This is a genomic window from Curvibacter sp. EU05-FHT14A10 (assembly GCF_058791075.1).
Genome location: NZ_JBYTDE010000013.1, coordinates 37,280 through 59,201, shown reverse-complemented (window position 1 = coordinate 59,201; position 21,922 = coordinate 37,280). Strand labels below are relative to the sequence as shown.

Annotated in this window: 19 protein-coding genes; 10 read left to right on the top strand and 9 right to left on the bottom strand. The window is 60.9% G+C overall.

Annotation, left to right across the window (positions count from 1 at the left end; translation table 11 throughout):
* Positions 1–51: 51 nt before the first annotated feature.
* The 3 genes from AC3WUT_RS21935 to AC3WUT_RS21925 all read right to left on the bottom strand — a co-directional run bounded on the left by AC3WUT_RS21935 (position 52) and on the right by AC3WUT_RS21925 (position 3,636).
* Complete coding sequence (locus tag AC3WUT_RS21935) at positions 52–1,131, bottom strand: FkbM family methyltransferase (RefSeq protein WP_492349212.1); 1,080 nt, start codon at positions 1,129–1,131, stop codon at positions 52–54.
* A 152-nt stretch (positions 1,132–1,283) separates the two neighbouring features.
* Positions 1,284–1,952 (bottom strand): acetyltransferase, encoded by a 669-nt coding sequence (locus tag AC3WUT_RS21930; protein WP_492349211.1) that lies wholly within the window; start codon positions 1,950–1,952, stop codon positions 1,284–1,286.
* A 10-nt stretch (positions 1,953–1,962) separates the two neighbouring features.
* A complete protein-coding gene (locus AC3WUT_RS21925) occupies positions 1,963–3,636 on the bottom strand; it encodes a B12-binding domain-containing radical SAM protein (RefSeq protein WP_492349210.1) in 1,674 nt (557 codons plus the stop codon).
* A gap of 699 nt (positions 3,637–4,335) precedes the next feature.
* Here AC3WUT_RS21925 and AC3WUT_RS21920 point away from each other — a divergent pair.
* Genes AC3WUT_RS21920 through AC3WUT_RS21875 form a run of 10 tightly spaced genes read left to right on the top strand, consistent with a single transcriptional unit; the run spans position 4,336 to position 13,323 of the window.
* Positions 4,336–4,581, top strand: coding sequence for an acyl carrier protein (locus AC3WUT_RS21920; protein ID WP_492349209.1), 246 nt, complete (start codon positions 4,336–4,338; stop codon positions 4,579–4,581).
* Complete coding sequence (locus tag AC3WUT_RS21915) at positions 4,578–5,996, top strand: AMP-binding protein (RefSeq protein ID WP_492349208.1); 1,419 nt, start codon at positions 4,578–4,580, stop codon at positions 5,994–5,996. The genes AC3WUT_RS21920 and AC3WUT_RS21915 overlap by 4 nt, the downstream gene beginning before the upstream one ends.
* Positions 5,996–7,057 (top strand): LuxE/PaaK family acyltransferase, encoded by a 1,062-nt coding sequence (locus AC3WUT_RS21910; RefSeq protein WP_492349207.1) that lies wholly within the window; start codon positions 5,996–5,998, stop codon positions 7,055–7,057. Before AC3WUT_RS21915 ends, AC3WUT_RS21910 begins: the two co-directional genes overlap by 1 nt.
* A complete protein-coding gene (locus tag AC3WUT_RS21905; RefSeq protein ID WP_492349206.1) occupies positions 7,038–8,252 on the top strand; it encodes an acyl-CoA reductase in 1,215 nt (404 codons plus the stop codon). Before AC3WUT_RS21910 ends, AC3WUT_RS21905 begins: the two co-directional genes overlap by 20 nt.
* A gap of 13 nt (positions 8,253–8,265) precedes the next feature.
* Entirely contained in the window at positions 8,266–8,733 is a 468-nt protein-coding gene (gene fabZ / locus AC3WUT_RS21900) for a 3-hydroxyacyl-ACP dehydratase FabZ (protein WP_492349205.1), read from the top strand.
* 9 nt (positions 8,734–8,742) lie between these two features.
* A complete protein-coding gene (locus AC3WUT_RS21895) occupies positions 8,743–10,353 on the top strand; it encodes a GMC family oxidoreductase (protein ID WP_492349204.1) in 1,611 nt (536 codons plus the stop codon).
* Entirely contained in the window at positions 10,347–10,775 is a 429-nt protein-coding gene (locus AC3WUT_RS21890; protein ID WP_492349203.1) for a gluconate 2-dehydrogenase subunit 3 family protein, read from the top strand. Before AC3WUT_RS21895 ends, AC3WUT_RS21890 begins: the two co-directional genes overlap by 7 nt.
* On the top strand, positions 10,772–11,524 hold the full coding sequence (locus AC3WUT_RS21885) for an SDR family NAD(P)-dependent oxidoreductase (RefSeq protein ID WP_492349202.1): 753 nt from the start codon (positions 10,772–10,774) through the stop codon (positions 11,522–11,524). Before AC3WUT_RS21890 ends, AC3WUT_RS21885 begins: the two co-directional genes overlap by 4 nt.
* A gap of 13 nt (positions 11,525–11,537) precedes the next feature.
* The gene (locus tag AC3WUT_RS21880; protein ID WP_492349201.1) at positions 11,538–12,362 is read left to right on the top strand and encodes a transketolase; all 825 of its coding nucleotides are present in this window, start codon (positions 11,538–11,540) and stop codon (positions 12,360–12,362) included.
* Positions 12,355–13,323 (top strand): transketolase family protein, encoded by a 969-nt coding sequence (locus AC3WUT_RS21875; protein WP_492349200.1) that lies wholly within the window; start codon positions 12,355–12,357, stop codon positions 13,321–13,323. Before AC3WUT_RS21880 ends, AC3WUT_RS21875 begins: the two co-directional genes overlap by 8 nt.
* 26 nt (positions 13,324–13,349) lie before the next feature.
* Here the strand turns inward: AC3WUT_RS21875 and AC3WUT_RS21870 are convergent, their stop codons facing one another.
* Genes AC3WUT_RS21870 through AC3WUT_RS21845 form a run of 6 tightly spaced genes read right to left on the bottom strand, consistent with a single transcriptional unit; the run spans position 13,350 to position 21,914 of the window.
* Positions 13,350–14,459, bottom strand: a complete 1,110-nt coding sequence (locus AC3WUT_RS21870) for a DegT/DnrJ/EryC1/StrS family aminotransferase (RefSeq protein ID WP_492349199.1) — start codon at positions 14,457–14,459, stop codon at positions 13,350–13,352.
* Between the two features lie 60 nt (positions 14,460–14,519).
* Positions 14,520–15,536, bottom strand: coding sequence for a glycosyltransferase family 2 protein (locus AC3WUT_RS21865; protein ID WP_492349198.1), 1,017 nt, complete (start codon positions 15,534–15,536; stop codon positions 14,520–14,522).
* Between the two features lie 37 nt (positions 15,537–15,573).
* Complete coding sequence (locus tag AC3WUT_RS21860) at positions 15,574–18,636, bottom strand: glycosyltransferase family 2 protein (RefSeq protein ID WP_492349197.1); 3,063 nt, start codon at positions 18,634–18,636, stop codon at positions 15,574–15,576.
* Between the two features lie 2 nt (positions 18,637–18,638).
* On the bottom strand, positions 18,639–19,691 hold the full coding sequence (locus tag AC3WUT_RS21855; RefSeq protein WP_492349196.1) for an NAD-dependent epimerase/dehydratase family protein: 1,053 nt from the start codon (positions 19,689–19,691) through the stop codon (positions 18,639–18,641).
* Between the two features lie 20 nt (positions 19,692–19,711).
* Positions 19,712–20,818: an N-acetylneuraminate synthase family protein gene (locus AC3WUT_RS21850; protein ID WP_492349195.1), complete on the bottom strand. Its 1,107-nt coding sequence runs from the start codon at positions 20,816–20,818 to the stop codon at positions 19,712–19,714.
* Positions 20,808–21,914, bottom strand: a complete 1,107-nt coding sequence (locus tag AC3WUT_RS21845; protein WP_492349194.1) for an FkbM family methyltransferase — start codon at positions 21,912–21,914, stop codon at positions 20,808–20,810. The genes AC3WUT_RS21850 and AC3WUT_RS21845 overlap by 11 nt, the downstream gene beginning before the upstream one ends.
* Positions 21,915–21,922 lie beyond the last annotated feature (8 nt).

Sequence of the window (21,922 nt, the reverse complement as noted above, 5' to 3'; positions counted from 1 at the left end):
GGGGGGCAACAGAGGCCGAAACGGGGCCTTTCTCCCTTTCAGCCAGGCATTTCAGGCCTGCGACACGCGTTGCGGGGCCACGCAATACAGAACCGTTTCCTCTTGGTGAATGGTGTAGTGGTCCACGTAGAGTTGATAGAAGGGGTAGCTCTGCTGGAGGTAGAGAACGATCTCGAACAGATCGTTGGGCTTGTGATAGAGCGAAATCCCGAGCTTGGGCTGAAATCGCATGATGCTTTCGTGGGCGCCACGCAAGGCATCCATTTCTGAGCCCTCGATGTCCATCTTGATGTAATCGACGCGAGCGATATCCCCCGACCTCACCAGGCTGTCGATGGTTCGCAGGGGCACTTTTTGCTGATCGATGCGAAAGCCCGGCGAGTACTTGTTCACCACAATGGGTGCGCAATCGACATCGATGTTGGACAAGCCGTAAGGCATCAATTCAACGTTGGCGAGCGGGAATTGCTGGCGGTTGTGCGCCATCAGCTCCAGATGTTCGGCGACCGGGTCGAAGGCGAAAACCCGGCCGGTGGGGCCCACCGCATTCGAGAACACCAGGGCTGTGTCGCCCGTGCAGGCGCCACCGTCGATGACGTAGTCCCCGGTTTGGGGGGCAATCACAACGCCGTTTTTCTCGTAAAAATACTGGCGCCTGAACAAGTAATACTCAAGCCCCAGGCAGTCAATCTTGTATTGGTGCCCCTCAAACTGAAAGTCGAAATGCTTCAGTTTGCCAAACATGCCGGTCAAGGCGAGTTGGCTTTCCGTTCCTTGTTCAAGTGCTTGAAAGGCTGCATACTCCTGGGGCTTGAACAGGAAATCCACCGGTATTTTCACGCTGTGGTGACCCGCCAGGCGGTAACCGATCAAGAACAGATACAAGAGTTTGGAATCATCATTGCCCAAGGCCGAATAGGCTTGGTACAAATCATTGTGGTGTCGGTAGAACCAATCAAAATAGAAGGTTCGCTGACCCACTTCAAAAACACCTGATCGATCAACGCCATCGGAGTTATAGCGTTGCTTGTCGAAATTATCGAAATAGGTGTTCATTTTCAAAGCCTGAATGGAGGCTGAGAGAATGGAAACGTAGAAATCCTGGCTGGTGGTCGGAAGAGCGTTGAACATGGGGGCGACTCCTGTAGTGGCCATTGCCATCGGAAAACGCCGAGGCTTGGCACTAATGTATCGGGAGCGCACGCCCCTTGATGTTCGCAACAGTGGGGCGAATCCCTGTCTTTACCGCCCTTGCTCAGATCGACGGTCAGGGCTTGACGACTTCACGCAACCGCGGGCGAGGGTTTGAAAACGCGACCAGACTCATTTTTCCGCAGAACCCTGCAGGGATTGCCCATGGCGATCACATCATCCGGTACATCATGGAACACGGCCGACTGCATTCCGATGACCACTCGACTGCCAATCGACGTTCTCTCTTTGACGGCGCTGTTCAGTCCGATGAACGACTGTTCTCCAATCCTTGTGCCTCCGCCCAGAACTGAGCAACTCGACACCACCGAATGCATGCCAATCACAATATCGTGGCCCACGATGGTGTTGATTTCCAGCATCACATTTTCTTCGAGAACGGTGTTGCTGGAGACAAAGCAACCAGGGCCAACAAGGCACCCGGGTCCAATTTGGGCGGTGGGTGAAATGCGGGCGCTGGGATCGACGAGGGTTGCGAGCGAGAATTTTTTTTGCTTCAACCGTTGATGCATTTCCATGCGAAATTGTGGTTCGCCAATGGCAATGATGCATTCAAAGGGCGCAGGCCAAGTATCCAGATCCGCCATTTTTAGAATGCCCAGGCCATAATGTGCCTGGTCTTGGCGAAGGTCATCCAGAAAATGAATGGTGTCCCATCTGTTCTCTGCCCTGTTGATCAGTTGCGCGATGTCGGAAATCTCGCGCCCAGTACTGCCTGAGCCATAAATCATCAAATGCATGTTGATGATTTTAATGGGTTTGCATCCAGGGAAATGCAATGCCTTTGACGTCCTTGAGTTCGCTTGCAGGTGGAAAGTGCTTGTCGCGCTCCAGCATCCGCTTGATCAGTTCAGCCAGGGTCAGTTCGCCTTCGCCAATGCAAACGGCCTGGATGTTGTTGTTCAGCAGGACGTCTTCCGCCGCGATGGTGGGGTGCGGGCCGCCAGCGATGATGGGAACTGCAGAGTCGAATTCACGGACTGCCTTGACCACGGAAACGAAGAAATTCTTGTAGTACGACATGGTCCGGACGCAAATGAGGTCGGGCTTGAAGTCGGCAAGAATGGTCTTCAGGCCTTCATCACTGTCAAAGTCGACATAGGATTTGATGATTTTGCCGTTGACTTTGTCACCAAAATCCTTGTTGATGTATGACAAGAGCGCCAGCATGCCCAAAGGTGCTTCCACGATCTTCAGTTCGGCATTGTCGTCTTTTGAATAAAACTGCGTGGCATCGATGAACAGCACATTCAGTGCGTCGGGCTTTTTCTCGACGGGCTTGCCTTGCATCGTCTCGTAATCAATCCGAGAGGGATTCGGGCTGGGTTGAACTGAAAAATCAATTTCAGAACGATCGATTTTGGCCAGTCGCAGGATGTCGTCCATCGTATTGATCTGGCTTGGAAAATACGACTGGTACTTGAAGATCAGTTCGTCTTCGTTGAATGTCGACAATTGCTTCTGAATGATGTATTTCAGGCGATCCTTGTTGAGAACATAGTTTCTCACCAGATCCAAGCGCAATTTCATCGAGAATGCCGGGTCGAAATGCATCGTGGTCGGCATCAGGTGGTAGGGGATGGTCAATGATTCATTGATCTGTTCCGGGGTCACGCCATTTTCAAGCGCAACTTTTTCCAGCAAAGAGCCGGGGAAGATTCTGACATTGTGGAAGCCGATGAAGTGCAGCCACTTGATGTCCTTGATGAAGTCGACGGTGGAGCGTGCTTCTTCCTCGGTTTCGGTCGGAAATCCGTGCATGGCGTTCAAACCCAGAACAACATGCGGGTACTGCGTGGCGATGTATTGAAGATTCTTGAGGAACTTGTCGATGTTCAGGAACTTCTTCATCATCTTCTGGAGACGCGGCGACGCACTTTCCAGGGAGATGTTCACGCTCTTGACGCCGCCTTCCACCATGGCGTCGGCCGCAGACGCATCCAGTGCATCGCCGCGCAATCCACTTTGGAAGTAGAAGTTCATGTTCAAGCGGTTGTCTTTCACCATCTTGAAGAAATTGATGAATTCCTTTTTGTTGATGTTGAAGATGTCGTCGACAAATTCAATGTCGCGCACGCCAAGCGATGCCAGATGCTCTACTTCCGCATAGATGTTTTCGGAAGTTCGACGGTACAAATTGGGGGTCAGTTTCTGAACGTCGCAATAAAAGCAACGGTAGGGGCAACCACGCCCCCCTTGAATCGTCATGCAATTTCGAATGCCACTTTGCCCGATGTATTGATGGTACTTTTTGTAGTCAATCAGGGACCGATCGATCAATGGCAAGGTGTCCAGATCTTCAATCTGTTCGCGCAGATCCGTAAAGCATATTCCGCTGGCAGTCACCTTGTGCTTGACGTGCTGTTTGATGTGCTGCGTCGAAGGGTTGTGGAAGATGATCTGCGGGGAAATTTGTTGAAGCATGACGGGTCTCCGTGGCGGTGTGGTTGTTCGGGAGTGGGTTGGTTATTGTTTCAACGGCTGAGAAAACGAGGCCTGCCTTCAGATTCCAACGCCCTGGGGGCTGTCGAGCCCGTGCTGTCAGAGTCGCTGGATCGGGGGCCTCTGATCCGCCACCTCAGTGCAATTCGGGCCGCACGCCTCTTCCGGTCGTGAACGACTGCCCCACCATCAGGGGCCTGGCCAGAGGGATGTGTCAGGTCAGGCATGTCAGCGTATCCAATCGGACTCATTCGGCCAAGCCAGTATCGATGATGGATTTGATCTTAAAAGGGGCAAATTAGGGGGGGAACGGCAGGCTGTTCGCAGAAAAGGCCCTGTCAGTGGGCAAGATGCTACGTCCGAAGCACTGGTGCAGGCATTCCAGGCGGAATGCCCCTGCGGCCAGAAGTCTTGTACGGGCTGCGTGGCCGACATGGCCTTTAGGCTGGCGCGCCCTGCGTCACTGCATGGGGTGATTTCCACGCCGGTGACGGGTTCTCTTTCAAGGCCCCTGCACCCCGATTTTGAAGCACGCCTTCTGGGTTCAAATTGCGAGGCAAATCGGTGTCATTACGTCTCTTACGGGCTGGGCCGCTCTGCTAGCATCCAGGCGATCAAGCCGGGATGAGCCCGGCCGCATGCGCATCGATCGCGTGGTTTTCAAATGAAATGAGGTGGACCATGTCCAACAAAGAACGGTACGACCAAGTGTTCGAGAAGTGTTTTTCCGTCCAGCCCAGTGTGCTGGATGAGAAATTTGTCTACAACTGCATTCCGGCCTGGGATTCGGTTGGGCACATGGGTTTGATCGCAGCCCTGGAAGAGGAATTCAACATCATGATGGACACGGAAGACATCATTGAGTTTGGCTCTTACACCGTGGGCATCGACAAGTTGAAGAAATACGGCGTCGACATCTCGGCATGAACCTGCTTTGCCCCCGCTTTCCGCAGCGGCCAGCGCTGGTGCTGGACGGGGGGGCGGTGCTGAGTTATTCGGAGTTGCAGGAGGCCGTGCAATCGTTCAAGTTGCACTGGCAAGCCCGTGAGTTGGTCTTTTTGCTGCTGGACAACGACCTGAGCTCCATGGTGGCTTATCTGGCTGCCTTGGACGCCGGTGCCGTCCCCTTGCTGCTGGGGGCAGGCCTGCCGGCGCATGCCTTGCGCAGCCTGCTCGATCGCTACCAGCCTGAGTGTGTCTGGTTACCCGCCTCGCGTCAGGCCGAGTTGCCAGACTTCGAGGCCGTGCAGTCGCTTGGCGCTTATGGTTTGTTGCGGCGTCGCCAGGCCATGGTGCCGACGCCGGAGCCGCTGCATCGTGATCTGGCGCTGCTGTTGGCCACGTCGGGGTCCACCGGGACGCCTAAATTGGTCCGGCTGTCCACCCGGAATCTGCTGTCGAACGCCGACGCGATTGCACAGTACCTTCAGTTGGATGAGCAGGACCGGGCGATCACCACGCTGCCGTTCAATTACTCCTACGGGCTGTCGGTGATCAACAGCCACCTCCGCGTGGGGGCCAGTGTGGTGTTGACGCGTCTGGGCCTGTTCGACGGGGCGTTCTGGCCCCTGCTGAAGCAGCAGCAGGTCACCCGCTTCCAAGGGGTACCCTTCACGTATGAAATGTTGCTCAAGCTGCGGTTGGAACGGCTCGACCTGGGCGGCATGCGCTCCATGACCGTAGCCGGTGGCCGCCTGGCGCCCGAGCGGGTGTTGCAGGTTCATCAGCAATGTCTGGCCAAGGGGATCGACTTCTATGTGATGTATGGGCAGACCGAGGCCACGGCGCGCATGGCCTACCTGCCGCCGGCGCAGGTCGGGCTCAAGCCCGGCAGCATCGGACGGGCCATTCCCGGTGGTCACCTGGGTTTGATCGATGAGCAGGGACTGGCGGTTTTGGAGGCTGGCAAGACGGGCGAGTTGATTTACCAGGGCCCCAACGTCAGTCTGGGCTACGCCGAGTCCCGGGCCGATCTCCAATGCGGTGATCACCACCGCGGCGTTTTGCGAACGGGCGATCTGGCCCGCTTCGATGCCGACGGGTGCTTCTACATCGAAGGCCGTCTGCACCGCTTTCTGAAGATCCATGGCGTGCGTGTGTCGCTGGCCGCGGTGGAGCAGTTGCTGGAGCAGCGCGGCGTGGCCGCGGCTGCCTGGGGTGAGGATGATCGGCTCTGCATTTCGGTTCAAACCCAGGATGCCTCGGCCTTGCAGGCGCTGCGTGAGGAGTTGGCGGGGCTGCTGAATGTGAATCGTTCGACCTTGTCATTGCAGGCGCTTGCCGAGTTGCCTCGCCTGGACTCGGGGAAGATTGACTATCCACGCCTGATGGCGGTTGTTTGATGGACCTTTCGTCGATCCCCCCCTTTGGCCTGGCCTCGGCGGAAAAGCGCGAGTTCCTGGGCGAGCAACTGCAGCAGTTGCTTGATTGGCACCGTGCGCACTGTGAGCCTTATGCCAAAGTGCTCGATCGGTTGTGGTCCCCGATGGCGCCGGCTCCAGCGTTGGAGGATCTGCCTTTTCTGCCGGTTCGGCTGTTCAAGGACATGGAGCTTCTGAGCGTGCCCAGGAGTGACGTTGTCAAGACCATGACGTCGTCGGGCACGGGCGGGCGGGTGTCCCAGATCTTCCTGGACAAATCGACGGCGGCCTTGCAGATCAAGGTGCTGGCCAAGATCATGGCCGACTTCATCGGTCCCCAGCGTTTGCCCATGCTGGTGATTGACAGCCGTTCCACCGTGTCGGACCGGCTCAAGTTCTCGGCACGAACCGCGGGGATCTTGGGGTTTTCGATGTTTGGTCGCGAGGTCGAGTTTGCGCTGGACGACGACATGCAACTGAACCTGCCGCGGGTGACGCGCTTTCTCGACAAGTACCCGGAGGGTCCGATCCTGTTGTTCGGCTTCACTTTCATGATCTGGCAGCACCTGGTGCTGGCATTGGAGGGGGCAGCGCAGTGTCTGCCCCTGGAGCGTGGGGTGTTGATCCATGGCGGAGGGTGGAAGCAAATGCTTTCCCAGGCCGTCGATGCGTCGGTCTTCAAGGCCCGACTGGCCCGGGTGGCCGGGCTGAACCGGGTGCACAACTACTATGGCATGGTGGAGCAGACCGGCTCGATCTTCATGGAATGCGAGGCGGGCCACCTGCATGCTTCGTCGTTCTCCGAGGTCATCATCCGAGACCCTCATGATTTTTCGCCGCTCGGCCCGGGCCAACCGGGGTTGATTGAGTTGCTGTCGGTGATCCCCCGCAGCTATCCCGGGCATGCCTTGTTGAGCGAAGACCTGGGCGAGTGGTGCGGGGAGGACGACTGTCCCTGCGGTCGCATGGGGCGCTATTTCAAGGTACATGGCCGCATTCAGCAGGCCGAAGTCAGGGGCTGCAGTGACACCTATACCCGCTGAGTTGCGTGCCAGGATCGACTTCCTGATCGGGAAGCCTGACAGGCTGAGTGACCTGCCTGTGCCCGTGTTCGATCCAGCGCGCATGGCGTTTCTGGCCGATCTGTCGAGCCAATTGATGCAGGACGTGCGCCACCTGGATTTGCCGGACCTGGTCACATTTGCCTTCTGGTGTCGCAAGGCCAACCTGGCCCGCCTTGCCTTGGCCGCTCAGGATGAGCGTTTGCGCGTTGGCCTGGGCCTTGTTTTTCACATCTGCCCGTCCAATGTGCCGGTGAACGCGGCGTTTTCGCTGGCCTTCGGCCTGCTCAGTGGCAACAGCTGCGTGTTGCGCCTTCCGTCTTCCCCGACGCTGACGCAGGATATTTTGTTGGCGGCGATGGCGGCCACGCTGGCTCGTCCCGAGCACGAGGCGATGCGTTCGGCCGTGGCGCTGTTGCGCTATCCCCATGACGATGAAGTCAACGCCTGGTGGATGTCTCAGGCAGATGGTCGTGTGATCTGGGGCGGCGATGCCACGGTGGCCCACATGCGTGGCTTCGCCACCCCGGCGCGCTCACGCGAGGTGGCCTTTGCCGACCGATATTCATTCGGCGCTTTGGGGGCCTCAGCCTTGAACGCCTTGCCCGAGGCCGACCTGAAGGGGCTGTGCACCCGCTTGTTCAATGACCTGTACCTCATGGATCAAAATGCCTGCTCGTCACCGCATCTGCTGGTCTGGGTGGGGGCGGCCACCGAGATCGAGTCGGCCCAGGCGCGTTTGTGGGCGGCTTTCGAGGTCGAGGTGCTGGCGCGCTACACCCTGGCGCCGATTGCCGCGATGGACAAGTTTGTCGAAGCATGCACCCGAAGCGTTAACGATGAGGCCGTGCAGCGCATCCATCGGCACGGCAATGGCCTGTATCGGTTGGCACTCAGCGGCCTGGACTCCTCACCCACCACGCGCCGTGGACACCACGGCATGGTGTACGAGCTCGCAGTGGATTCGATCGATGCGGTGGCCCCGTGGGTGGATCCGCGCTTTCAGACACTCACCTACTTTGGTCTGGACGTGGCCCTGTTGAGGTCGTTCCTCGTGCGCCATCGGCTGCGAGGGATCGACCGGGTGGTTCCCGTCGGGCGCGCCTTGGACATGGGGATGCAATGGGATGGCTACGACCTGTTGTCATCCTTGTCCCGCTGGGTCGATATTCAATGAAATGAGGTTTTGCGTGGAAAAATTCAGTCTTGATTGCGTGCAGTTGCAGGCCTATCAGCCCAATCGTTATCCGTTCCTGATGATCGACCATGTCGACGAGGTGGTTCCAGGCCAATACGCCCGTGGCTACAAGAATCTGAGCCTCAACGAGTGGTATTTCCCGGTGCATTTCCCGGGCGCGCCCAACATGCCGGGGGCCCTGCAACTGGAGGCCTTGGCCCAGATGTTGACGGTGGCGATCACCACCTTGCCCGGCTTGCAGGGCAAGGTGACCCATGCCCTGTCCCACACGGTGCGCTATCGCAAAGAGGTTCTGCCCGGCAAGAAGTTTGAGATCCACACGGAGGTCCTGTCCTGGAAGCGTGGCATCTGCAAGGGCAAGGGGGTGGCCTATGTTGATCAGGAGGTGGCCTGTGAAGCCGAGATGATGATCACCATCCCGGACATCCTGAAGCAATACCTGCCGGGTCGACCGGCCTGAGGCGGCGTGGTGCAAGAGGCTGACGTCCTGATCATCGGCTCTGGTGCCTGCGGAGCGGCGGCAGCGTGGCGCCTGAGTCAGGGGACGGCCTTGCGCATCGTCTGCCTGGAGCAGGGATCGGCGTCGGCCCCTGAAGACTACCCTTCGCACACGGCGAGCTGGGAGTTGAGCCGGCAAGGCGATTTCAGCCCCAATCCCAACGTGCGGCAGCGGCCAGGCGACTACCCTGTCGACGATTCGCAGTCGCCCATTTCGCTGGCCAATTTCAATGGCTTCGGCGGAAGCACGATCTTGTACTCCGGCCATTTTCCACGCTTTCACCCCTCTGATTTCAAGGTGCGATCCCTCGATGGCGTCGCTGATGATTGGCCGCTGAGCTACGAGCAACTGCAGCCGTATTTTGCTGAGAACGAAAAGCAGATGGGGGTTGCCGGCCTGGTGGGCGATCCGGCCTATCCCGACTATGAGTCCCTGCTTCCGCCGGTGCCGCTGGGCGAGATGGGCAGGGCGTTGGCCCGGGGCTTCAACCAACTGGGTTGGCATTGGTGGCCGGCCTACAGCGCGATCAACACCCACCGGCATCTGAATCGGGCCTCTTGTGTCAATCTGGGACCTTGCAACACCGGCTGTGCCCAGGGCGCCAAATCCAGTGTGGATGTCACCTACTGGCCTCAGGCCCTGCGTCAAGGGGTTGAGGTCCGAACTGGTTGCCGTGTCGTGGAGATTTCCCTGGACGGCGCCGGCGCCGCCAATGGGGCCCTCTATCTGGATGACAAGGGGGCGATGCACCGTTGCCGGGCCCGCGTGGTGGTCGTGGCAGCCAGCGGTCTGGGCACACCCCGCTTGCTGCTGAATTCGGTGTCCACAGCGTTCCCGGATGGCCTGCTCAACGAGCAAGGGCTGGTGGGCACGCATCTGATGCTGCACCCGCTGGCCTATGTCGAGGGGGTGTTCGAGCAGGATCTGCGCTCCAGCATCGGCCCGCACGGTTGCTGTTTGCTGAGTCAGCAGTTTTATGAAACCGATCCTCAGCGTGGCTTTGTGCGGGGTTACACCTTGCAGGCCCTGCGCGGCGCCCCGCCCGTGGAGACGGCCGTCAATGGGTACTTCATGCGCCGCATCCCGCTGGGACCGGACCATCACCGCGAATTCATGCGCACCTACAACCACACGGCCGGGCTGGCGGTGATCACCGAAGACCTGCCCGAGGTGCACAACCGCATCGTTCTGGACCCCGAGCACCGCGACAGCAGCGGCATGCCGGGGGTCAAGGTGCACTACGCCCTCAGCGACAACACCCGCAGCATGCTCAAGCACGGCGTGGAGGCCAGCAAGCAACTGCTGACAGCCGCAGGCGCCAGGATCAGTGCTTCTTTTGCACCCGTGCGACATGCCGGCTGGCACATCATGGGTACGGCCCGCATGGGGCAGGATCCCGCCACCTCGGTGGTCAACCCCTTTGGGCAGGCCCATGCGGTCAAGAACCTGTTCATCGTGGACAGCAGCATTTTCGTCACTGCTGCCGCGGTGAATCCGGTGGCCACTTCTCAGGCACTCACCTTGTACCTCTGCGACCACATCAAACAGCACCTCAATGGGTTGGGTGAAAAGCCATGTTGAATCTGGTGCTTGACACCCTGCTGCCTGGCGACGAGTCGCTTCAAGCCCCGCCTGGGTCCTCGATCGACTTCGAGGCCTATCAGACCCGCTTTGGCATCCAGCAGCAGGTTGCCGATTTTCTGCAGGCCTTGCGCGACCTGGCTGAACAGCGGCATGGGCAGCGTTTTGAGTCGTTGGACACCGAACAACGACTGAAACTGGTCGATGCACTGCGTCGGCAGGATCTGCGCCTGTTCACCGGCATGGTCACCCATTGTCTGCGCGCCTATTATTCGAGCGAGGGGGTGTTGCGCGGTCTTTCGTCTGGCGCTGTGCCACCGTTTCCGGCCGGCAATCCGATGCCGGCCGACGATTGGTCTTTGCTTGAACCCGTCTATGTACGAGGCCCCATCTACCGTTCTGTGGAGCACTCTTTGAAATGAATACCCAGCTGCTGACAGGAAAGGTGGCCGTCGTGACAGGGGCCAATCGCGGCATTGGCCGCGCCATCGTGGCGTGTTTTCGCGCCCATGGATGCAGCGTCTATGCCTGCGCCCGAAAATTGGATGCGCGACCCGACCTGGCGGTCGATCCGTTGCCGGAGGCTGATGCCGGCTTCATTGAATGGGTGGAGCTTGACCTGTCCAATGAGACCTCCATTCGTGAGGCCTCCCGCCGCATCCTGGCTGACAAACGGAAAATCGATGTGCTGGTGAACAACGCCGGCACCGCCAGTGGTGCGCTGTTTCAGATGACCTCAATGGCCGACATGCGGCGCACTTTCGAGGTGAATCTGTTCGGTCCCTTGCAGTTCAGTCAGGGCCTGGCTCGCTGGATGACGCGCCAGGGCGGCGGCTCCATCATCAACCTGGCGTCGACGGCGGCCTTTGTGGCTGACGCGGGGACCCTGGCCTATGGCAGCAGCAAGGCCGCGCTGGCCCGGGCGACCCAGAGCATGGCCACCGAGTTGGGCGCTGCGGGCGTGCGTGTGAATGCCATCGCCCCAGGCCTCACAAAAACAGACATGTACGAGCAGATGGACCCCAACGCCCGCGAAGGGCTGCTGGCGGCCAGTGCCTTGAAGCGAGCTGCATCGCCCGACGAAATTGCCAATGTGGCCTTGTTTTTGGCCTCCGATCTGTCTTCGTACGTGACCGGTCAGGTCATCCGTGCGGACGGAGGCCTGGTTTGAACCTGGAAACCTTATGAGTACCGAGCACATCGAGCAGATGGCCCGCCTGATGCGGCGCAAGATCCTGGACATCAGCCACAGTTGCAACCTGAGCGCCCATCTGGGCGGTGGGCTGTCGATGGTGGACATCATGGCCACCCTGTATGGATCGGTGTTGCGTGTCGACCCGGCCCGTCCCAGATGGCCCGAGCGCGACCGTTTCATCCTGAGCAAGGGGCATGGGGTGCTGGGGTTCTTCAGCGCGTTGCTGGCGGCTGGTTTCATCACCGAGACGCAGTTCCAGTCGTTTCAGACCAATGAGAGCGACCTCATTGCCCATCCTGTGATGAACCTGGACCTGGGCATCGAATCCTCCAACGGCAGCCTGGGACAGGGCCTGTCCATGGGCGTCGGCTTGGCTCTGGCGGGGCGCAAGAGGGGCTTGGCTTACAAGACCTACGTCATGCTGGGCGACGGCGAATGCAACGAAGGCTCGGTCTGGGAAGCGGTCATGTCGGCCGCCCAATTGCGTCTGGATTCGTTGGTGGCCATGGTCGACTACAACAAGCTGCAAAGCGATGGTGACAGTCGCGCCATCCTGGATCTGCAGGACCTGGCGGCCAAGTTCCGCAGTTTTGGCTGGCATGCCCTGGAGGTCGATGGCCATGATGTGCCTGCCTTGCAGGCAGCGTTTGCTGCACCTTCTCCGTCCGGGCTGCCCAAGGTCCTGGTTGCGCACACAGTGAAAGGCAAAGGGGTTTCCTTCATGGAAAACAACAATGAATGGCACCACAACCGCTTGACCAAGGCCAATTACGAGCGTGCATTGGCTGAACTGGGAGACGTTGGACATGCTTGAAATCACGCCCAGCAATGCACGGCAATGGTCTCGCCTCGGTTCCCGCGGCGTGTTTGGCCAAGCCATCCTGTCCTTGGGGGCAGATCACCCTGATTTGATGGTGATGTCGGCCGATCTCGGAAACTCCTCGGGTCTGGACCGGTTCAAGGCTTCTTTTCCGGATCAGTTTCTCAACATCGGGATTGCCGAGCAGAACCTGGTCGGGGTGGCCGGGGGGCTGGCCAAAGAGGGCTACAACGTTTTTGTGACCTCGTTTGCCCCCTTCATCTCGATGAGGGCCGCCGAGCAGGTGCGCATGAACCTGGGCTACATGGCGCTCAATGTGAAGGCGGTCGCGATCGGCAGTGGTTTGGCCATGGCCTTTCTGGGCAACTCCCATTACGGCATTGAAGATGCGGCCGTCATGCGTGCCATTCCGAACCTGACGGTGGTGTGTCCCGCGGATTGCGCCGAGATCGTGAAAACGGTGCAGGCCGCCGCCCGCTTCCAGGGGCCGATGTACATCCGGCTCACGGGCGCGGTGAACAACCCGGTGGTCTACTCTGAAGACTATGAATTCACGATTGGCAAGGCCCTCTGGTTGCGGGAGGGGAGCGATGTGACCTTGGTGGCCCACGGCACCATGGTCTACGAGTCGCTGGAGGCCGCCAAACTGTTGGAGGCCGAGGGGGTGTCGGCTGCGGTGCTCAATATGCACACCCTCAAGCCGCTGGACACCGACGCGCTGGACAAGGCCCTGGCAGGCTCGCGGGCCCTTGTCACGGTTGAAGAGCATTCGCTCATCGGGGGCCTGGGTGCCGCCGTGGCGCAGTACAAAGCCCCTCTGCGGCACAGCCCGCCGCAGCTTTCACTGGGGCTTCCGGATGAGTTCGTGGCCGCCGCCGACTATCGCTTCATGTTGGAAAGGCATGGCCTGGTCGCGGCCTCGATTGCGGCGCGGGTGCGCGATTTCCTGGCCTGAGCGCGTGTGGGAAGCTGGCCTGAGGTTCAGGCCTGTGTGATGAGCCCGGCGATGGTGTCCACCTCGTCATCGCTGAGATCCGGGTAGATCGGCAGGCACAGGATCTGGCTGGCCATTCTCCGGGCCACGGGCAGCAGATGGGGTTGTGCCGAGGGCAGACCTTTGTACATCGGGAAGTCGCTGATCAAGGGGTAGAAGTAACGCCTGGCGTGGATGCCATGGGCGGCCAGGCGCTCATACAGCGCATCGCGGCTGAGCGGGAATTCACTGCCAACCAGGATGGGGAAGTAGGCATAGTTGGCCGTCTCCGAGGCCACCCCGTCGACACACTGGATGCCCTGGCAGGGGCTCAGCAACTGACGGTATCGCTGATCAATGACCCGCCGGCGATCGATGGCCTGCTCGACATACTTCAGCTGCAAGAGACCCAGCGCGGCGTTGAACTCGCTCATCTTGCCGTTGATGCCCGTGGCCACCACGGTGGTTTCATTGGCAAAGCCAAAGTTTTTCAGGTGGTTGATGCGTTCTTTGGTTTTGGCATCCGGGCAGACGATGGCGCCGCCCTCAAAGGTATTGAAGACCTTGGTGGCATGAAAACTCAGGACAGACAGGTCGCCGTGGTTGAGCACGCTGCCCGTTCCGGTTTTCACGCCAAACGCATGGGCTGCGTCGTAAATGACCTTGAGGTTGTAGTCGTCGGCAATCTTCTGGATGCTTTCCACGTCGCAGGGGTGGCCGTAGCAGTGCACGGGCAAGATGGCCGTGGTCTGGGGGGTGATGGCGGCCTCGATTTTGCTCGGGTCGAGGTTCAGTGTTTTTTCGTCGATGTCCACGAACACGGGCTTGATCCCGTTCCAGAGCAGGGAATGGGCCGTGGCCACGAAGGAATAGGGGGTGGTGATCACTTCCCCGGTGATGCGCAGCGATTGAAGTGCCGTGACCAGCCCAATGGTGGCGTTGGCAAAGAGCGCCACATGGGGCACACCCAGGTAGCGGGCCAGCTCGGCCTCAAGCTGTTGATGATACGGGCCACCATTCGTGAGTCGGCCGCTGGTCCAGATTTCCTGCAGATGGGGAATCAATTCCTCCAGGGGGGGCAGGAAGGGGCGGGTGACGTAAATCTTCTTGTTGCTCATCGTCAAGCCTTGTCGGTATCGCCTGCCTTCTGGCCTGCTTTGGTACTGCTGGTAAACAGCCTATAACTTTTGAATCAGTCCTCGCAATTCTTCCAGATGCGCATGGGGTGTCACAAGAGGGCGACCCCGATCGGCCAGATCAAAGATCAAGGTGCTCAGGGCCTCGTAGGTGCATTGCAGCAACTCTTTGGCAATGGGGCGCAATTCCCGACCCAGCTCACTGGACTGGAGCATGGTCAGCACGGCCTGAATGACGCCCATGTCGCTGAGCAGGCGCCCCGTGCAGTTGGCTTTGCTGAGGTAGCGCTGAGGTTTCGTGAAAAAGGTGTGCTCGTCAAAGATGAAGTCGTAGGTGCGAACGGTCTCTTCGGCCCGTCTGGACAGACCCACGGTCTGTGCGGTGCTGCTCGAGTTGTGAATCCGGTAGACGCCCTGCGACTCGTTCAGCACATAGGCTGCCGAGCGAGCCGCGAGTCGGGCAAAGATATACAGATCCACGTAACCGTAGGCCGGTTCTCCGACAAGTTCATTGCGGGCGATGTGGCGCAACAGGCCGCCCACCTCGTCAAAGGTGGAGCGCCGGATCACGGCAAACGAGGTGATGATCCAGTTGGTGATGCACAGCGAGTTGATCAACTGATGCGGCCCGGTGGGCAAGTCAGGTCGATAAACCCCCATGTCGGGTGAGATCTGACCATTCTGGAACCTGTCATACAGGCTGTAGCCGAAGCCGCATTCGGGGTGCTGCATCATGCCGTTCAACACCAGTCGCTCCAGAAACCGAGGTTTGATCACGTCGTCGTGGTTCAGCCAGACCACGTACTCGGCTTGCGTCTGGGCGTAGATCTTTTGCAGGCTGCGCACGGCGCCGATGTTTTTCTCGTTTTGGGTGAAATCGATGGCAAGGCCCAGCCCTCGCCATTTGTCGATCACGGCTTGTACCGGGTTGCCCGGGCTGTCATCCACCACATGGACCCTGAAGTCCTGCCAGGTTTGCCGGGCAACGGATTCGAGGCATTCGTCCAGGAATTCCGGCTGGTAGTAGGAAGTGATGAGGATGTCGACGGCGTGTGTCATGGTGCAGCTCGTTCTTGAAATCAGGGCGCAGTGGGACTCAGTTCAGCCACCCGTCAGTTTGTAATTGACCAAAGCGGTTGGGATTGGCTTGAAGCAGGTGCAAACGGGGGTGCACGCCCTCCAGCGTGCTCGCGTCGCTGACCTGGTTCAGCAGCACGGTGTGGGCCGGGGCCAGCAGGGGGCGCAGGCGGCTGCGCAGCAGGGCCGGGTGGGGGGGGCACAGGAAGTTGTCGGGCTGCTTGAGCTTGTCGGGCTCGTCCAGCAACACCAGGCAGGGCCGTGTCGGTTGGTGCTCGGCGAGGGTGGCCAGCAAGGCCTGGACCAGCGGCAGGTGGATGCCATGAAACAGGATCCGGTCAGGGGCGGTGCGCAGCACGTCCATCAGCCACTCTGCAAGCGGTCCGGGCTGGGCGCCGATCTCGAAGCGGCTGAGCTGGGCATCGTCGGCCGCACGCAGGCTTTCCTGCACGCGCTGCCACGTCGACAAGGGGCTGGCAGCGGGGCCCACCAGCAGCCAGCGCAGACGGCGGGCGTGTGAACCCACCCAGTGCGCTTGTCGCGCGGTCTCTGGCAGGCCGGGCTGGCTCAGGCTGAGGTGACGGTTGTAATTCGGGTCTTCGGCCAAGGCCCGCAAGGGCAGGGCGGGCCAGACGGGCGGGGCTTGGTTCAGGGCGGGCCCCTCGGCAGCGGCGTGCGGGTGTTGCAGTACCACCGCGTGCGGTGTCCAGACCAGCAAGCGCTGCTGCGCGCGCAGGCGCAGGCCCAGTTCAGCCCAGGCAGCCCGCTCAGGCAGGTCTTCGCTCAACCACGGTGAGCCGACCAGTGCGGAGCGCTTGATCAGCAGCACCGAAGCATTCACGGCCAGAGCGCTCTGCTCGCACAGGGCGCGCTCGTGCTGGCCAGGCTCATCCAGCGCCAGGTCTTTGAAGACCGGGCCGGCCAAGCCCTGCAGCCCCCCCACCCAGTAGCTCTCGATGAGCAGTGAGTTGGCCGGGTTGACCAGGCGGGGGGCCACGGCACCCACTTCGGGGCGCTGGACGATGCCCAGCAGACGCTCCAGCCAGTCGGCCTGGATCAGGTGGCTGCGCACATCCACGCACAGCAGGTGTTCGGCGCTGCTGTGGCGCAGGCCCAGGTTCAGCGCCTGGGCGGGGGTCAGACCCCGTGCGTCCAGCCGTTGCAGGCGCCCTTGCCAGAACGCATCGTGCGCCAGGCTGTCCAGGTAGGCCTTCTCGTCGGGGTCTTCGCAGCCCAGGTCCAGCAGCAGGATCGGGGTGCGGTCGCCTGGGCGCAGTTGTTGCCAACTGGCCAGCAAGGGCTGCAGGTATTGGCGGTCATGGCGCACCGCGATCAAGGCGGTGACATCGCTTTCCATGGGGGCTGCATAACGCACCTGATGGGTGTGTGGGCTCAAACCGGGCCAGACCTCGGCGGCCAGCCCTTGACGGACCAGATGCTCGCCCAGGGCGACGCGCTCGGCTGCGACCTCGCCGTGCCGGCTGCTGGCGCTTGGCAGCAGCCACAGCAGTTCGCTCAAATGGCCGATGGCGGCGGCGCCGGCCTGGTCGTGCAGGCGCAAGGCCACGTCGTAGGCCGTGGCCCCGGTCTGTGTGCCCAGGCCCCCGCAACTCAGCAAGGCCTGCTTTTCGACGAACACCGCACGACCGATGTAGGCGCTGGAACGCAGCAGGTCCAGGTTGAAGTCGGGCTTGAAGTGCGGGTCGGGTGAGTGGCCTGCCTGCTGCACCGCGTCGTCGCCATAGACCAGGCGCCAGGCCGGCTGTGCATTGATCTGGTCGGCCAGCACCTGCAGTGATTGCGGCTCGGCCAGGACCACGCCCGCGGGCAACAGGCCCAGCCAGTCGGCCGGCGAGGCCTCGGCCAGGGCTTGCAGCACGATGGGGGCGGAACTGGCCTCGCGCAGGCACAGCCATTGGAGCCGCGGGTTGGTGGCGATGGCGCTGGGCGCATCGGCGGTGCTCAGGACCGTCAGAATCCACTCGGGGTAGAGTTGGGCGTCCAGGCTGCTCAGCAAGGCCTGCATCTGTTCCTGCTCGCCCGGCAGGCTGCTCACCAGCAGGTGAAAGCGGGGCTTGTGCTGCCAGTCCACCATCATGCGTTCGGCCAGGGCCTGGGCCGTGAACTCATTGAGCGATTGGCCCTGGCGCCACTGGGCAAAGGCCAGGTCGGCGGCACTGGGCTGGTAGAGCGCGGGCTGGGGCGTGGGCTCGATCAAGGGCAGGGCCTGACTGTCGCGGATGAATTGCTGCAACTTGACCCAGAACTGCTCCTCCAGCCGCTGGTACGTGGCCTGCATCTGGCCCACGGTGCGGCGGGCATAGGCGACCTCATCGGGCGCATCGCTGAAGGCCAGGCCCTCGCGGCCCAGCTCTGCCGAACTGATGGCATTGCCGTCAAAAAGGGGCGAACGAAGCACCACCGCGGGGCACCCGCACAGCACGGCCTCCAGGGCGATGGCGGTGGATTCGAAGCAATACAGCGTCTCGCTGCGCCGCATCAGGGCCGCCAGCTCGGCGCGGCTGGCGGGCCAGGTCGAGGTGATCACCGTGCCGTGGGCCAGCTCGGGGTGCTCCTTGAGTGCGTTCAGGTGCCGACCGGGGTAGACCAGGATGCCCTGGCGTTGTGTGTCCAGCGGGTTGTCGCGGTTGTTGAACAGGCCGGTGTCCACCGAGGGGAAGAACAGCACATTGCCCGGCGGTGCGTTGGCGGGCAGCAGGCTCTGGCCATAGGCGTAGATCAGTTCGGTGTCGGCAAAGGTTTTGTCGCCCCCGATCAGGCCTGGCACATTGAGCACGTAACGCACCACCGACTTGGCCCTGCGCGGGTTGCCGCTGACGATTTCGGGGTAGACCACGATGGGTTCACGCCCGGCCTGCAGGTGGCGTCGCACCACGTCTTCCGTGACGGTGGGGGTGTTCAGCTCAGGATTCACCTCGGAGGTGAAGACATAGGCCTCCTCGCCCAGCCGGTTGAGCACATGGCAGAGCATGTGCATCACCCGGATCCCGGCCGAGGAGCGGCGGTAGGGCGGCGTCTCGATGTAATAAGGGCGGCGCTGCGATTCGTACAGTTGAGGCATGGTCAATCCTGGGCAAGGGGCTGGCTGGGGTTGGCCGTGCCCGCAATGGCCTGGGCCAGCGGGGTCCAGACATCCAGCTTGAGCTCCTGACGGGCGCGTTCGATGGCGGGCACATAGCAGGAGCGAAGAGGGTTGTCGACAGCTCGGCGCGCCAGCGTGACGGATTGGCCGGGGCTGAGCTGGTGGTTGATCAGGCAGGCCAGTTGTTCAATGGTGATGGCCTGGTCTGATCCGACGTTGTAGGCGCGGCCGTGCTCACCGTGCAGCAACATCTGCAGCAACCACACGGCCAGGTCGGCCCCATAGAGGTAGCTGCGCACCGGCGTGCCGTCGCCCTGGACCTGCACGCCCCGGCCGGCCAGGCCATCTCGAATGAAGTTGCCGATCGCGAAATGCCCTTCGAGATCCAGGCCTGCGCCTACAAAGGCAAAACAGCGCGCCACCGGAATGCACAGGCCGTGGGCCTGGCCAAAGTGCTGGCACCACAACTCGGCCGTGGCCTTGGCTTCGCCATAGGGGTCGGGCTGGTCCAGGCTGCGCTGCAGCGGGGTCGCCTCAGCCGTGTGGCTGCTGGCACGCGCGGCCGGGCCATAGACCGCACCAGAGCTGACGAACAGCGCTCGTTTCACCCCCTGGGCCAGGGCCTGCTGCAAGGTGTTGCGCGTGCCGAGCAGCACATCGTCCATGATGGAAAGCGGCCGGGTGTGGGCCTGGGCATGGGTGTCTGTGGCAGCATGGATCAACCAATCGGCGGGCCGCGTGTCCGTGAAGTGGCGCGCGTCACCGGTGATGGTCTCGATCCAGGCTTGGTCTGCAAAGAAGGGGGCCACCGTCTGGAAACGCTTCGGGTCGCGCGTAAGCAGTCGCACCTGAAACCGGTGTCCGCGCTGCTGCAGGAGATCCAGCAGGCTGAGCAGCCAATAGCCGAAAAAGCCGGTGCCCCCCGTGATGAACAGGGTCTTGCCGTCCAGCGCCGAGGCGTCCAGGTGCGGCAGCAATTGGGCCAGCCGCCCCTGGATGGCGGGCAGGCCGGGGGCGGGGTAGGGCTTGCTCACGGGACAGCCGTTGCCGGGGGTCAGAGGCCTCGGTCGTAAATGGCCTGGCGCAGGGACTCGTGCTGGGCGTAGGGGCTGTCCACGTCGTCGATGGTCAGGGCCGAGTCACGCGAGACAGGGCGGGTCAGCTTCAGGCCGTTCATGGTTTCGCGGCAGGAGAGCTGGCCTTTTTGCAGCGGGATGGCGAGGTAGAAGTCCTCGTCATGGCCTGGGTGCTTGAACTCGTAGCCTGCAGGCAGGTCCCGCTTGACGTAGACGCCGCGCACCAGGCCATCGAGGTACTCGGTTTCTTTTTTCTTGGGCAGGCGTTTGGATTGGCCTGAACCGCCGCACATGGCCACAGCCTTGTGGTAGGCCTTGAACCAGGCGTCGATCTGGTGCGGCAGCGAGCAGTAGGGCGAGACCGGAATGCCCCCTTCCTCGATGTCGATGTGGCGTTCCCAGGTGCGCGCACCCTTGGCGTAGGACAGCAGCATGGACGAGGTCCAGTCGCTGTACTCGTGGGTGGAGAAGCCGATGACGTTCTTGGGATAGAGCTTTTTGAGGTAGTCGATCTGGTTGATTTCCAGCTCGTCGTCTTCGCTGGGGTAGAGCGACACGCAATGGTTCACGGCCAAGGGAATGTTGCGGTTGGCAAAGAAGGTCACCATGTCGTCGATGTCCTTCTGGCTGGAGCCGCCGGTGGAGACGATCACGGGCTTTTTGGTCTCTGCGATCCGCTCGATCAGGAACCAGTCGTTGATGTCTGAGCTGGCGATCTTGATCAAGGGCAGGTCCAGTTCCTCGCACAGATCGACCGAGCGCTCGTCGAAGGCGGTGGCCATGGGGATACAGCCACGTTCCTTGATGGTGCGGGTCAGGGTCTTGTATTCGGCCTTGCTGAGCTTGGTGACCTCGGTCTTCTTGATGTAGCGGATGTCTTCGCGACCGCGGAAGTCCTTGTGGATGAAGTGGTCCACTTCGCGAAACTGCAGCTTGATGGCGGCGCGCACATTGTTGAAGCGCACCACCTGGGCAAAGTCGTTCACGATGCGCAGGCCCCGGTCCAGCCGCCCCCAGTGGTTGTTGGCGAGTTCCAGAATGAAAAGGTCTTCGAAAATGCTGTTGGGATTGGTGTTAATAGGCATAAAAAACCCCGTCAAATGAGTTTCTGGAGTGGCTGCGGTACGCGAGCCTGTAGTTCAAGGCCAGTTCGGCGACAAAGGCCGGTATACGCCACAGATCATCCCAGCGATGGTAGGCCGCGATGGCCAAAATAGGCCGGCTTTTCAGGATCAAATCCCGGGCCCCCTGCAAGGTGGGGATTTCCTGTCCCTCGACATCCAGCTTCAGGTAGTCCACACGGGTGTTTTGCAGGCAGTCGTCCAGGCGAACCACCTGGATGATGCTGTCGCCGTCATCCTTGACCGCGCTGGCTTCGCCCTGGCCGGTGGCAAAACGAAGTTGTTCGTTGCGCCCTGACAGGCCACAAGGGTAGTTGACGGCCCTGAGCCCCAGCTGCCGGGTGCGTTGGGCCAGGTGCTCGTAGTTGCCGAGGTCTGGCTCAAAGGCATAGACCTGCTGGAAAGGCAACTGGCTCAGTGCGGCCTCCAGCGTGTCGCCGTTGTAGGCGCCCCCGTCCAGAAAAACCTGCGCGCCTTGCTCGCGCGCCTGGCAGGCCGCCACGGCAAAGTCCGGAAAGTAGTGCGTTACCTCGGCGTCGGGCAAGGGCGCTGCCAAGGTCTGCCCCAGCCGAAAGGCCAAGGTTTGCGCCATGGCTTGTCGGCTCGGTTCGTCGTGCAATTGATCGAATGCGGTGCTCAATTCGTGGGCATGGGCCGCGTAATCTGCCCGGGGCGTGAGCCAGTAACGCCATCCCAGCGCGTCGGCGACCACCTCAAAATACTGCTGAGGAAATGATGCTGCAAATCCAGCCGCGCGACAGGTCTGGTCAATCAGCGCGTAGTCTGAGTGGGCGAGGTGGTTGTACACCCCGACCCAAAGGGGTTTGTCCTTGTAGGCCTCGGGCAATTGACTGATCTGCCAGACCGGCAGGCCACTGCGCGCTGCAGGAGGCGAGCCTGAAACGACAAAGCCCAGCACCGGCAGGCCGCTTTCCTGTGCGGCCGCTGCCAGGTCATGGGCGAACGAGCCATATCCGAAAATCAGAAGCCCCTGTTTTCGCACTGTCCCCAGGTCCACCTGACCCACAGCATCCAGGGACGGGAATGAGGTTGTTTGCATGGGTCAGA

Excerpts from the sequence above, each read along its gene's own strand:
- AC3WUT_RS21865 (WP_492349198.1), bottom strand. The coding sequence starts at position 15,536 with ATGACACACGCCGTCGACATCCTCATCACTTCCTACTACCAGCCGGAA.
- AC3WUT_RS21930 (WP_492349211.1), bottom strand. The coding sequence starts at position 1,952 with ATGCATTTGATGATTTATGGCTCAGGCAGTACTGGGCGCGAGATTTCC.
- AC3WUT_RS21890 (WP_492349203.1), top strand. The coding sequence starts at position 10,347 with ATGTTGAATCTGGTGCTTGACACCCTGCTGCCTGGCGACGAGTCGCTT.
- AC3WUT_RS21935 (WP_492349212.1), bottom strand. The coding sequence starts at position 1,131 with ATGTTCAACGCTCTTCCGACCACCAGCCAGGATTTCTACGTTTCCATT.
- AC3WUT_RS21925 (WP_492349210.1), bottom strand. The coding sequence starts at position 3,636 with ATGCTTCAACAAATTTCCCCGCAGATCATCTTCCACAACCCTTCGACG.
- AC3WUT_RS21870 (WP_492349199.1), bottom strand. The coding sequence starts at position 14,459 with ATGAGCAACAAGAAGATTTACGTCACCCGCCCCTTCCTGCCCCCCCTG.
- AC3WUT_RS21920 (WP_492349209.1), top strand. The coding sequence starts at position 4,336 with ATGTCCAACAAAGAACGGTACGACCAAGTGTTCGAGAAGTGTTTTTCC.
- AC3WUT_RS21885 (WP_492349202.1), top strand. The coding sequence starts at position 10,772 with ATGAATACCCAGCTGCTGACAGGAAAGGTGGCCGTCGTGACAGGGGCC.
- AC3WUT_RS21910 (WP_492349207.1), top strand. The coding sequence starts at position 5,996 with ATGGACCTTTCGTCGATCCCCCCCTTTGGCCTGGCCTCGGCGGAAAAG.
- AC3WUT_RS21875 (WP_492349200.1), top strand. The coding sequence starts at position 12,355 with ATGCTTGAAATCACGCCCAGCAATGCACGGCAATGGTCTCGCCTCGGT.
- AC3WUT_RS21850 (WP_492349195.1), bottom strand. The coding sequence starts at position 20,818 with ATGCCTATTAACACCAATCCCAACAGCATTTTCGAAGACCTTTTCATT.
- AC3WUT_RS21845 (WP_492349194.1), bottom strand. The coding sequence starts at position 21,914 with ATGCAAACAACCTCATTCCCGTCCCTGGATGCTGTGGGTCAGGTGGAC.
- AC3WUT_RS21880 (WP_492349201.1), top strand. The coding sequence starts at position 11,538 with ATGAGTACCGAGCACATCGAGCAGATGGCCCGCCTGATGCGGCGCAAG.
- AC3WUT_RS21860 (WP_492349197.1), bottom strand. The coding sequence starts at position 18,636 with ATGCCTCAACTGTACGAATCGCAGCGCCGCCCTTATTACATCGAGACG.
- AC3WUT_RS21915 (WP_492349208.1), top strand. The coding sequence starts at position 4,578 with ATGAACCTGCTTTGCCCCCGCTTTCCGCAGCGGCCAGCGCTGGTGCTG.